A 12,493-nucleotide genomic window follows, 5' to 3' on the forward strand; every position below is an offset into this window, starting at 1 on the left:
CGTGGGCCGGCGTCGGCCGGCCCGCGTCGGTCACAGCGACCGCTCGTAGCTGGCCCAGGCGACGTGTGACTCGTGCAGGGTGACGGTGATGCCGGCCAGCTCACGCGCCCCGGCGCCCAGCTGACCGGCGTGCACGCGCTCGGCCAGGCGGTCGGCGACGGTACGGGCCAGCACCTCGGTGGTGGTGTTCATTCCGGCGAACGCGGGCTCGTCGTCGAGGTTGCGGTAGGACAGCTCGCCGACCACGGCCCGCAGCTGCTCGGTGGCCAGGCCGATGTCCACGACGATGCCGTCGGCGTCCAGGTCGGGGCGGCGGAACGTCGCGTCCACCACGAACGTCGCCCCGTGCAGGCGCTGGGCCGGACCGAACACCTCGCCCCGGAAACTGTGGGCGATCATCATGTGATCCCGAACTGTCACGCTGAACACTGTCACTCCCCGTCGTCGTAGGTGATGAGGTGGCAGAGCGCGGGCAGGTCACCCGTGCTCAGTCGGGCGAGTACGTCGGGCAGCTCCGCGAACCGGGACGCGCCGGTGATCAGCGCGTCGAAGGCCGGGTCGTCGAGCAGGTCCAGGGCCAGCGCCAGCCGGTCGGTGTAGCTGCGGCGGCCCCGCCGCGCGGGCGCGACCATGCCGACCTGGCTGCTGCGCACGGTCAGCCGTCCGGAGTGGAAGGCGCCGCCCAGCGACACCTGCACCGGCCGGTCGCCGTACCAGCTCAGCTCGATCACCGTGCCCTCGGGCGCGAGCAGGTCCAGCGCGTGTTGCAGCCCGGCGGAGGTGGCGCTGGCGTGCACGACCAGGTCCCGGTCGCCTGTCGCGTCGCTCGGCTGGGCGAACCCGACACCGAGGGCGCCGGCGATCCCGGCCCGACGGGCGTCGGTGTCGACCAGCTCGACCTGCACGCCGGGGAACCGGGCGAGCAGCGCCGCGACACAGCAGCCCACCATGCCCGCGCCGACGACGCTGACCCGGTCGCCGACCAGGGGCGCGGCGTCCCACAGGGCGTTCACGGCGGTCTCCACAGTGCCGGCGAGCACGGCGCGGGCGGGCGGCACGTCGTCCGGCACCGGCACCACTGCGGTCGCCGGCACGACGTACGCGCTCTGGTGCGGGTGCAGGCAGAACACCGTACGTCCGAGCAGCTCCGCCGGGCCCTGCTCGACCACGCCGACGCTGAGGTAGCCGTACTTCACCGGGCCCGGGAAGTCACCCTCCTGAAATGGGGCGCGCATCGCCGCGTACTGGTCGACGGGCACTCGGCCGGCGAACACAAGCGTCTCGGTGCCCCGGCTCACCCCGGAGTAGCGGGCTCGCACCAGCACCTCGTCGGGCCCCGGAACGGGCAGCGACACCGGCCGGATCTCCGCCGCGCCGGGCTCGCGCACCCAGCAGGCGTACGCCTCGCGGATCACCCTCGCACACCTCACCTTTTGTCCCTGTCGAACCGAACGGCCCTGATTTCCGTGTTCCCTGTCGGGGTCGTCGATCATAAACACGGAGGTACGGTGCCCACAGTTCGAAGCGGTCCGGTGATCGGGCTGAGCGCGCAGTTGGTCGTGCTGGCGGCGCTGACCGCCACCGTGGGTCTGAGCCCGGCGGGTTGGCTGGCCGGGGCCGGCTACGCGGCGCTCACCTGCCTCGCGTTGAGCCGGGGCCTGCACCTGGCCGGCGCGTCCCGTCTCGGTCCCGCGGACCGGGTGACGCTGGCCCGGGCCGTCCTGGTCGGCGCGGTGACCGCGCTGGTGGTGGACTCGTTCGGCCGTCCGACGCCGGTGGGGCTGCTGGTCGCCCTGAGCGGGGTGGCCCTGCTGTTGGACGCGGTGGACGGTCAGGTCGCCCGGCGCACCGACACGGTCAGCGCGCTCGGGGCCCGCTTCGACATGGAGGTCGACGCGTTCCTCATCCTGGTTCTCAGCGTGTACGTCGCCCCGACGGCCGGGAGCTGGGTGCTGGCTGTCGGCGCGATGCGGTACGTCTTCGTCGCGGCGAGCGCCGTGCTGCCCTGGCTGCGTGCCGCGTTGCCGCCGCGCTACTGGCGCAAGGTGGTGGCCGCCGCGCAGGGGGTGGTGTTGGCGGTCGCCGCCGCGCGGGTGCTGCCGGAGCCGTGGACGGCTGTGGTCCTGGTGGCGGCGCTGGCCCTGCTTGTCGAGTCGTTCGGTCGCGACGTGGCCTGGCTGTGGCACCGCCGCCGGGCCGCGCCGCAGGTCGCCGCGCCGACGGTCACCGCGCCGATCGCGGTCGCGTTGCCGATCGCCACGCCCGCGCCCGCCGCACCTGTGGCGCTGCCCCTGCTTCCGCTGGGCGGGCACGCGCCGCTCGTCGTGCCGCCGCTGCTGCCGGTTCCCGGCCCGGTGCCCGCGCTTGCGGCCCGCTCGGGCGGTACGGTCCACTCCGACTGGAGGTCGTGATGAGCCTTCCCGCCCGGCTGCGCCGGCTGACCGGCCGGCAACGCCCGCGCCTCGCCCCGACCGGTGACGCTTCGGGGCGTACTCCTGTGGTGTCGCCCGTGCGGCGCGGCCGTGCCCGGCGGACGTGGTCGGCGGCCGGCGCGGTGCTGGCGGTGGGTCTGGTGTACGCCGTCCTGGTCGGCCCGGACCGGCTCGGCGAGCTGACACCCGGCGCGTTCCTGCGCATTCCGCTGGAGGGTCTGCTCGTCGCGGCGCTGCTGCTGGCGTTGCCGCCACGGCCCCGGCGGGTGGTGGTGGCAGTGGTGGGGCCGCTGCTCGGGCTGCTGGCCATCGTGAAGCTCGCCGACCTGGGTTTCCGCACGGCCCTCGACCGGCCGTTCGACCTGGTGCTGGACTGGCTGCTGCTCGACGACGCGTACGGGTTCGTGCGGGACTCGGCCGGACGGGCCGGCGCGGTCGGCGCGGTGGTGGGCGTCGTGCTGCTGGTCGGTGCGCTGCTGCTGGTGGTGACCGTGGCGGTGCGGCGGCTGGCGTCGCTGCTGGTCGGCCACGAGCGGGTGGCGACGCGGGCGGTGGCCGCGTTGACTGTCGCCTGGGTGGTCTGCGCCGTCGTCGGGGTACGGATCGTCCCGGGCGTGCCGGTGGCCGACGCCGGGACCACCGCGCTTGTCGGCGCGCACGCCGAGCAGGTGGACGCACGACTGGCCGACCGTGGCCGGTTCACCGCCCAGATCGACGCCGATCCGTTTCAGGACGTCCCGGGTGACCAACTGCTGACCGGGTTGCGTGGCAAGGACGTCGTCCTCGCCTTCGTGGAGAGCTACGGGCGCGACGCCGTCGAGGATCCAGAGCTGGCGCCGCAGGTCAACGCGGTGTTGGACACCGGGACGGAGCGGCTGCGCGCGGCCGGGTACGGCGCGCGCAGCGGCTTCCTCACCTCCCCGACGTTCGGCGGAGGCAGTTGGTTGGCCCACGACACGCTGCTGTCGGGTCTGTGGACGAACAACGAACAGCGCCACCGCTCTCTGCTGGCCAGCGACCGGCTCACCCTCAACGGCGCGTTCCGCCGGGCCGGTTGGCAGACCGTCGGAGTGCTGCCGGCGGCGACCCAGCCCTGGCCGGAGCGGGGTTTCTTCTCCTACGACAGCTACTACGACGCCGCGGCGCTCGGTTATCGGGGCCCGAAGTTCAGTTACGCCCCGATGCCCGACCAGTACACCCTGTCGTTCTTCCAGCGGCAGGTCCGCGCGGACGCGGACCGTCCGATCATGGCGGAGATCCCGCTGATCTCCAGCCACTCCCCGTGGACGGCGGTGCCCCACATGATCGGCTGGGACGAGGTGGGCGACGGCGCGGTCTACCACGGTGACGCCGGCGCGACTGAGGACGGTGCTTCAAACGACCGGGACACCGGCCGGATCCGGGCCGGCTACCGGCAGGCCGTGGCCTACTCGCTGGAGACGCTGATCTCCTACGTACAGACCTACGGCGACGACGATCTCGTGCTGGTCTTCCTCGGCGATCACCAGCCGGCCCCGGTGGTGACAGGCGAGGGCGCGAGCCGGGACGTGCCGATCACCATCGTCGCCCGGGACCCGGCGGTGCTGAACCGGGTCGCGGGATGGGGCTGGCAGGACGGGCTGCGGCCCGGCCCGCAGGCGCCCGTGTGGCCGATGGACACCTTCCGGGACCGGTTCCTGACCACCTTCGGGCCGTCGGCGCCGCCGCTGGCCGCGCCGCGCTGATCTCCCACCCCGGTCATCATTTCGGACAAATAGCTCATAGCTCGACAATTGCCTCGCTACGCTCCCCTGGCACATCGGACACAACGGGGGCGTGATGAGGATTTCTTCGTGGGGTAGCCGCAGGACCCGCGCGGCGGCGCTGACCGCCGTCGGCGCCATCCTGGCGGTCAACGCTCTGCTGGCGCCGACGCCGGCCACGCCCCTGCCGAATCGGGTACTGACCGCGGCCGAGGACGTCGGGCCGGTGGACCCGGTCGCCGAGGCGCTGAGCTTCGGGGTCATGACCGAGGGCGACGCCAACGTCGTCAGCGACGAGAACGAGGGCACCCTCGCCGTCGGCGGAGACCTCACCTTCGGCAACTACCAACTCGCCGGGGCGACCGCCGGGTCGTTCGTCGTACCGGGCGACGCCCGACCGAGCGCGCTCGTCGTCGGTGGGCGCGTGAACTTCGCCGGCAGCGTCGGTGGCACCCGTCTCCAGGTGCTCTCCAGCGGGTACGCCAAGGTCGGCGACCTGACCGGCACCGTCGTACGCGACACCGACAACAACGGCGCCCAGGTCAACACGCGGATCCTGCCGTCGGACAACTACGACGCGTCCCCCCGGGTGGAGCTTGTCACCCGACAGCCCGTCCCCAGCGTCGGGCCCACCTCGCCGATCAACTTCGCCGGGGCCTTCACCGCCTTCCGCGACACGACCGCCGGCCTGGCCACCTGCGACAACACCGTGGTGCTCCGGACTCCGAACGGCGACGTGCTCCCCCGGCCCATCCCCGCGGGCAGCAACGCCGTGGTCACCCTCACCCCGGGCGTGACAAACGTCCTGAACCTGACCGCCGCCGACCTGGCCAACATTCAGACGCTCACCTTCGCCAACCAGCCGACCGCCAGCACCCCGCTGCTGGTCAACGTGGACACCACGGGGGTCGGCAACACGTTCGACTGGACCGCCCCGAACTTCTCCGGCATCGGCGGCCCACAGGCGCGCTACATCCTGTTCAACTTCCCGACCGCCACCGCGCTCACCCTCACGCCGGGGGCCGCCACGGTCGAAGGCACCATCTACGCCCCCAACGCCAGCCTCACCGACCTCTCGGCCAGCAACACCGAGGGCAGCGTGATCACCCGTACGCTGGACCACCGCGGCGGCGAGATCCACTACTTCCCGTTCAGCACCACGCTGTCCTGCGCGGGCGCGAGCCCGGCCGGCATCGACCTGATCAAGGCGTCGACCACCACGGTGATCACGACCGTCGGCCAGCAGGTGCCGTACTCGTTCCACGTGGTCAACACCGGCGGCGTCCCGCTCACCACCATCTCGGTCACCGACCAGCAGACCCCGCCCTCGTCCAACGCCAACCTCGGTCCGATCACCTGCGCGGCCACCACCCTCGCGCCGGGCGCCCGGACGGCGTGCACCGCCACCTACACGGTCACCCAGGCGGACCTCGACAACGGCGGTGTCACGAACGTCGGCACCGCCCAGGGCTCACCACCCACCGGACCGCCGGTAGTGTCCGATCCGGACACCCTGACCATTCCGGCGCAGGGGCTCACCGCCGCCGTCACCGTCGTGAAGTCGTCGACCACCACGTCCATCACGTCGGTGGGCCAGCAGGTGCCCTACCGGTACCTGGTCGCGAACACCGGCGGCCTGACCCTCACCAACGTCGGCGTCACCGACGTGCAGACCCCGCCCTCCTCGAACGACAACCTCGGCCCGATCACCTGCGCCGCCACCACCCTCGCGCCGGGCGCGACCACCACCTGCACCGCCACATACACGGTCACGCAGGCCGACCTCGACAACGACCGGGTCGCCGACACCGCCACCGCCCAGGGTACGCCACCCACCGGCCCCCCGGTCACCTCACCGCCGTCCACACTGACCATCCCGGCGGCGGGGCTGATCCCGTCGATCACGGTGACGAAGACGTCCACCACCGCCTCGATCACGACCGTCGGACAGCAGGTGCCGTACTCGTTCCACGTGGTCAACACCGGCGGCCTCACCCTGACCAACGTCACCGTCACCGACGTGCAGGCGCCGCCCTCGTCCAACGACAACCTCGGCCCGATCACCTGCGCCGCCACCACCCTCGCGCCGGGCGCGCGGACCGCGTGCACCGCCACCTACACCGTCACGCAGGCCGACCTCGACAACGACCAGGTCACCAACACCGCCACCGCACACGGCACCCCACCCGGGGGTACGCCTGTGGACTCGCCACCCTCGACGCTGACCCTGCCGGAGACCGGCCTGGTCGCCGCGATCGCGGTGCTCAAGACGTCCACCACCGTCACGATCACAACCGTCGGGCAGCAGGTGCCGTACACGTTCAACGTGGTCAACACCGGCGGGTTCACCCTGACCAACGTCGGCGTCACCGACGTGCAGACCCCGCCGTCGTCGAACGACAACCTCGGGCCGATCACCTGCGCCGCGACCACCCTCGCCCCCGGCGCGCAGACCACGTGCAGCGCCACCTACACGGTCACCCAGGCCGACCTGGACCTCGGCGCCGTACGCGACACCGCTACCGCGCACGGCACCCCTCCCGGCGGGGGAACGCCCGTCCAGTCGAATCCGTCGACGCTCACGATCCCGGGCGACGCGCCCTCCCCGGCCATCTCGCTTGTGAAGTCGTCCACGAGCGCGACCATCAACTCGGTGGGCCAACAGGTGCCCTACCGGTTCCTGGTCGCCAACACCGGCGGCATCACGCTGAACAACATCACCGTCACCGACGTGCAGGACCCGCCGTCCTCGAACGCGAACCTCGGGCCGATCACCTGCCCGCAGACCACCCTCGCGCCCGGCGAGACCACCGCGTGCACCGCCACCTACACCGTCACCCAGGCCGACCTGGACCATGACGAACTGACCGACATCGCCACCGCGCACGGCACCCCGACGGGGACCGAGGAGCCGGTGGACTCGGATCAGGTCGTGCTGACCATCCCGGCGGCCGACGTCACGCCGTCGCTCTCGGTCGTCAAGTCGTCCACCACGACGACGATCACCACGGTCGGGCAGCAGGTCCCCTACCAGTTCCTCGCGATCAACACCGGTGGCGTCACGCTGACAAACGTCAACGTCACCGACGTGCAGGCCCCGCCCTCGTCCAACGCCAACCTCGGGCCGATCACCTGCCCGCAGACCACCCTCGCGCCGGGTGCGGCGACCGTCTGCACGGCCACCTACACCGTCACCCAGGCCGACCTGGACAACAACGCGGTCGCCGACACCGCCACCGCGCACGGCACCCCGCCGGGCACCGAGACTCCGGTGAACTCGCCGCCGTCCACACTGACGATTCCCGAATCCGGGCTGGTCGCCGCGATCTCGGTGGTCAAGGTCTCCGACGTCACCACGATCGGCACGGTCGGGCAGCAGGTGCCCTACCGGTTCCACGTGGTCAACACCGGCGGGCTCACCCTGACCAGCGTGAATGTCACAGACGTGCAGGCGCCGCCCTCGTCCAACGCCGACCTGGGCCCGATCACCTGCGCGACGACTACCCTCGCGCCGGGTGCGTCAACCGCCTGCACGGCCACCTACACGGTCACCCAGGCCGACCTCGACAACAACGGCGTCACCGACACCGCCACCGCACACGGCACCCCACCCGGGGGTACGCCTGTGAACTCGCCGCCCTCGACGTTGACCATTCCCCAGGCGGGGCTCGCGGCCGACATCGACGTGATCAAGTCATCGACCACGGTGGCGATCACCGCGGCGGGCCAGCAGGTGCCGTACACCTTCCTGGTGGTCAACACCGGCGGCCTCACGCTGACCGGAGTGACAGTCAACGACACCGTGCTGCCGCCGTCCGAGCGGGACGTACTCGGGGAGATCACCTGCGGCCCGCAGAACATCCCGAACGGCGAGGTGACCCTGACGCCTGGCGCGTCCATCCAGTGCCGGGCGACCTACACCGTCAGCGAGGAGGAGTTCGTCGGCTCGTCGCTGCGCAACGTCGCCACCGCCACCGGCACGCCACCGTTCGGGCCGCCGCCGGTCTCCCCGCCGTCCCCGTTGGACATCCCGATCCCGCACCCGGCGATCACCATCGCCAAGTCGGTCACACCCACAGTGGTGTCGACGGCCGGTGACGTGGTCACGTACCGGTTCGTGGTGACCAACACCGGCACCACCCCGCTCAGCGCGGTGACTGTCGACGAGACGGAGTTCTCCGGCACCGGCACGCCCGGGGCGATCACGTGCGGCACCCCACCGGTCGCCAACGGCAGCGTCACCCTGGCCTCCGGGGCGAGCACCACCTGCACGTCGACCTACGCCGTCACCGCGGCGGACATCGACGCCGGCACGATCACGAACACGGCCGTGGCGGCCGGCACGCCGCCGACCATCCCCGGCCAACAACCACCCGCACCGGTACGCTCCGCACCGGCGTCCGCCGAGGTCACGGCCACCCGGGGCGCGGCCATCACGGTGGTGAAGTCCAGCAGCACCGAGAAGATCACCCGGCCGGGTCAGCAGGTGCCGTTCCAGTTCGTGGTCACCAACACCGGCCGCGTGGCGCTTACCGACGTGACTGTCACCGACACCCTCACGGCACCGGCGGCACCGGCCAACCTCGGCCCGATCACCTGCGGCCCGGACCGGACACCCAACGGCTCGGTCACCCTGGCCGCCGGTGCCGCCGTGACCTGTGCGGCGACGTACACGGTCAGCAAGGCCGACTATCACCACGGTTCGCTGCGCAACAGCGCGACGGCCACCGGCACCCCGCCGGACGGCCCGGCGCCGGTGGCGCCGGAGTCCACCATCACCATCCCGGTGAAGGGGAAGCTGCCGGTGACCGGCACGTCGTTCCCGATCGGCGGCTGGATGGCGGCCGGTGTGCTCGCAGTGCTCCTCGGTGCCGCGTTGCTGCTGGTCGTCCGGCAGCGCAGACTCCGCGCCTAGCGCGGAACGATTCGTGAGGGTCGGACCGGAGGGGAACCGGTCCGGCCCTCGCGGCACCACCAGGCTGGACGGCCGCCGCGCGCTCCCGCCCTACGACCCGAGAACGCGGGTGAAGAACGCCAGACTGTCGCGAACCACGGGCTCCAACGGGACGCCGGTGAAGCAGTGGCCGGCCCCCGGCACCACCGACAACTCGACCTCGACACCCACTGCGGCCAGCGCCGCGGCGAGTTCCTCGCTCTGCCCCACCGGCACGAGGAGGTCCTGGTCGCCGTGGATCAGCAGCATGGGCGGGGCCTGCGCCGTGACGTAGCCGATCGGGCTGGCCGCCCGACCCCGTTCCGGGTTCTCGGCCACCGCGCCGCCGATCAGGAGGGACTCGGGTGAGTCGGCGGCATCGTGGTCGATCGTCGCGGACTCGTGCGCCTGCACCTGCATCGTCAGCAGGTTCGACGGCGCGTACCAGCACACCGCCGCGCCGACGACGCTGTCGTCCCGGTCGTCCCCCGTCAGGGCGACAAGCGAGGCCAGGTGCCCGCCGGCCGACTCGCCCCACACCCCGATCCGATCACGGTCGACGCCCACCGTGCCGCCCTCGCGGCGCAGCCAGCGCACGACCGCCTTGACGTCGTCGAGCTGAGCGGGAAAGGGCGCCTCGCCGCTGAGCCGGTACTGCGCTGACGCGACCGCGAATCCGGCACGGATCGCGGCGGTGAACGGATCCGCTTCCATGAGCCAGGCCGCCGGCTGCTTGGGTGAGCCGAACAACCACGCACCGCCGTGGATCCACACCAGGACCGGGACCGGCTCGGGGGCGTCCACCGGCACGACGAGGTCCAGTGTCAGCGGGCGGAAACCCGCGACCTCGTGCACGACGATGTCCCGGTACTCGATCCGGTCGCTCTGCCGCCGGTACGCCACCTCAGTCACCGCGCCATCCTCGCACCGGGGATCGCTCGCCCGAGTGCCCCGGCGTCGGCAATCCCATGGTGATCACGAGTCGCCTGCCTTGTCTGCGGTGGCGGGGCGGGCGCGGACGTGCAGCCGCTCCCCCTGCGGTCCGAAGAGGCTGAGCGCCTCGGCGGTGCCGGGGCCCGGATTCAGGATCAGGTGCGGGACGCGGGTGTCGAATTCGGCCACCTCCCCGGGCGTCAGGATGATGTCGCGGTCCCCGAGCAGCAGGCGCAGCCGGCCCGAGAGCACGTAGAGCCACTCGTACCCCTCATGGGTTTGTGGGGTACGCCCCCCGGCGGTCGGGTCCGGCGGGAGGATCTGCTTGAACGCCTGGAGGCCGCCCGGTCGGCGGGTCAGCGGCAGGTACGTCACGCCGTGCATGACTATCGGCTTGGGGCGTACGCGAGGGTCGCCGGTGGCCGGGGCGTCCACCAGCTCGTCCAGCGCCACCTGGTACGCCCTCGCGAGCGGGAGCAGCAGCTCCAGGGTGGGCCGGCGGGTGCCGGACTCCAGCCGGGACAGGGTGCTCACCGAGATGCCGGTCAGCTCGGCGAGCTGGGTCAGCGTGGTGCCGCGCTGGTGGCGCAGGGCACGTAGTCGGGGGCCGACGGCCGCCAGCGCGGCGCTGTCCTCGTTTGCCATAACGGCAACGATACTTGCCACCGGGGCGACGGCGACGGATGGTGGGCTCAGCCGACAAGTAGGGGGACGATCCGGTGGACGAGACATACGACGTGGTGGTGGTGGGCGGCGGCGCGGCCGGGCTCAGCGGGGCACTGGCGCTGAGCCGGGCCCGGCGGTCGGTGCTGGTGATCGACTCCGGCGAGCCGCGCAACGCGCCGGCCGACCACGTGCACAACTACCTGGGCCGGGAGGGCACGCCGCCGGGTGAGCTGCTCGCGGCCGGACGCGCCGAGGTGGCCGGGTACGGCGGGCAGTTCCGCGCCGGCCGGGTGCAAACAGTCAGCCGGGACGGCGACGGCTTCCGCCTCGCCCTCGACGACGGTGCTTCGGTGCGGGCCCGTCGCCTGCTGGTGGCCACCGGGCTCACCGACCAGTTGCCCGACGTGCCCGGAGTGGCGCAGCGGTGGGGCCGTGACGTGCTGCACTGCCCGTACTGCCACGGCTGGGAGGCGCGGGACCGGCGGGTCGGCGTGCTGGCGACCGGGCCGATGTCCGTGCACCAGGCCGAGATGTGGCGGCAGTGGACCTCCGACGTGCTGCTCCTGCTGCACGACGCCCCGACCCCGGACGAGGAGACGGCCGAGCGACTCGCCGCGCGGGGCATCGCGGTGGTGCCCGGCCCGGTCGCGGCGCTGGAGGTGGCCGGGGACGCGCTGAGTGGAGTACGGCTCGCCGACGGCCGGGTGGTGGCCCTCGACGTGGTCGTGGTCGGAACCCGCACGGTGCCCCGCGCCGACCTGCTGGTGGGGCTGGGCCTGGCCCCCGAGGAGGTGACGATGGGCGGGCACGTGATCGGCACCCAGATCCCGGCCGACGCGACAGGCGCGACGACAGTGCCGGGTGTCTGGGTGGCCGGCAACGTGGCCGACCTGCGAGGCCAGGTCATCACCTCCGCCGCGGCCGGGCTGATGGCCGGCGCGGCGATCAACGCCGACCTCATCGCCGAGGACACCCGCGACGCGGTGACCGCGTACCGGCAGTTGGTGGCCACGACATTCGAGGAGCCGGCGTGGGAGGAGCGGTACCAGTCCAAGCCTGCGGTGTGGAGTGGCCGCCCGAACCCTCAACTCGTCGCCGAGGCCACGGACCTGGCCCCGGGGCGGGCTCTGGACGTGGGCAGCGGTGAGGGCGCCGACGCCGTGTGGCTGGCCGAGCGCGGCTGGCGGGTGACGGCGGTGGACATCTCGACCACCGCGCTGACCCGGGCCGCCGAGCACGCCGAGGCCGCCGGTGTCGCGGACCGGATCGAGTTCACACACGTCGACCTGCGCGACAAGCCGCCCGCCGAGCAGGCGTACGACCTGGTGTCGGCGCAGTTCATGCACCTGCCCCCGACGCCACGGCGGGAGCTGTTCGCCCGGCTGGCCGACGCGGTGGCCCCGGGCGGCGTGCTGCTGATCGTCGGGCACCACCCGTCGGACCTGTGGACGTCGGGGCACCGGATGCACATGCCGGACATGATGTACACCGCCGAGGACGTGGCGGCCTCGCTGGACCCGACCCGGTGGGACGTGCTCACCACCGACACCCGCGCCCGTCCCGGCCCGCACGACGTCGTCCACCACGACGCGGTCCTGCTGGCTCGCCGCCGCTGAACCTGTCGATCGTGGAGTCGTGGTGGATGACAAGAGCCGCGGATCAGGGCCTTCCGGGCACTGCGGCTCCACGATCGACAAGCGTGCGGTATCGAGACGGGGCGGGCCTTCGCACCGGGGTGGGCTCGGCGGTAGCGTTGCGCCACACTCACGGCCCGCAGGGGCGGTCGA

The 12,493-nt window shown here is 72.5% G+C and carries 7 protein-coding genes and 2 pseudogenes; 5 read left to right on the forward strand and 4 right to left on the reverse strand.

The annotated features are described in order from the left end of the window. Window positions 1–30: 30 nt before the first annotated feature. Both AB0K10_RS10175 and AB0K10_RS10180 read right to left on the reverse strand, forming a co-directional pair. Window positions 31–429 carry a 6-carboxytetrahydropterin synthase gene (locus tag AB0K10_RS10175; RefSeq protein ID WP_363681877.1) on the reverse strand — a complete coding sequence of 133 codons (399 nt, stop codon included), beginning with the start codon at window positions 427–429 and terminating at the stop codon, window positions 31–33. A 2-nt stretch (window positions 430–431) separates the two neighbouring features. Then, complete coding sequence (locus AB0K10_RS10180; protein WP_363681879.1) at window positions 432–1,415, reverse strand: dehydrogenase; 984 nt, start codon at window positions 1,413–1,415, stop codon at window positions 432–434. Between the two features lie 93 nt (window positions 1,416–1,508). Between AB0K10_RS10180 and AB0K10_RS10185 the strand changes: the two are divergent. From AB0K10_RS10185 to AB0K10_RS10200, 4 genes and pseudogenes are all read left to right on the forward strand, one after another. Beyond that, a pseudogene (locus AB0K10_RS10185) lies at window positions 1,509–2,204 on the forward strand (CDP-alcohol phosphatidyltransferase family protein); the annotation flags it as partial. A 206-nt stretch (window positions 2,205–2,410) separates the two neighbouring features. Next, entirely contained in the window at window positions 2,411–4,156 is a 1,746-nt protein-coding gene (locus AB0K10_RS10190; RefSeq protein WP_363681881.1) for a sulfatase-like hydrolase/transferase, read from the forward strand. A 94-nt stretch (window positions 4,157–4,250) separates the two neighbouring features. Further along, window positions 4,251–5,345: pseudogene (locus AB0K10_RS10195) on the forward strand (choice-of-anchor A family protein); the annotation flags it as partial. 2,703 nt (window positions 5,346–8,048) lie between these two features. Then, entirely contained in the window at window positions 8,049–9,089 is a 1,041-nt protein-coding gene (locus AB0K10_RS10200; protein WP_363682214.1) for a hypothetical protein, read from the forward strand. A gap of 90 nt (window positions 9,090–9,179) precedes the next feature. On the opposite strand, the gene AB0K10_RS10205 is transcribed toward AB0K10_RS10200, so the two are convergent. Further along, on the reverse strand, window positions 9,180–10,019 hold the full coding sequence (locus tag AB0K10_RS10205) for an alpha/beta hydrolase (RefSeq protein WP_363681883.1): 840 nt from the start codon (window positions 10,017–10,019) through the stop codon (window positions 9,180–9,182). A gap of 63 nt (window positions 10,020–10,082) precedes the next feature. Then, window positions 10,083–10,685: an XRE family transcriptional regulator gene (locus AB0K10_RS10210; RefSeq protein WP_363681885.1), complete on the reverse strand. Its 603-nt coding sequence runs from the start codon at window positions 10,683–10,685 to the stop codon at window positions 10,083–10,085. A 74-nt stretch (window positions 10,686–10,759) separates the two neighbouring features. Here AB0K10_RS10210 and AB0K10_RS10215 point away from each other — a divergent pair, with 74 nt between their 5' ends. Further along, entirely contained in the window at window positions 10,760–12,322 is a 1,563-nt protein-coding gene (locus AB0K10_RS10215; protein ID WP_363681887.1) for a bifunctional NAD(P)/FAD-dependent oxidoreductase/class I SAM-dependent methyltransferase, read from the forward strand. Window positions 12,323–12,493: the final 171 nt, after the last annotated feature.

This window comes from Micromonospora sp. NPDC049274, assembly GCF_040678875.1.
In the GTDB taxonomy this organism is placed as follows: domain Bacteria; phylum Actinomycetota; class Actinomycetes; order Mycobacteriales; family Micromonosporaceae; genus Micromonospora.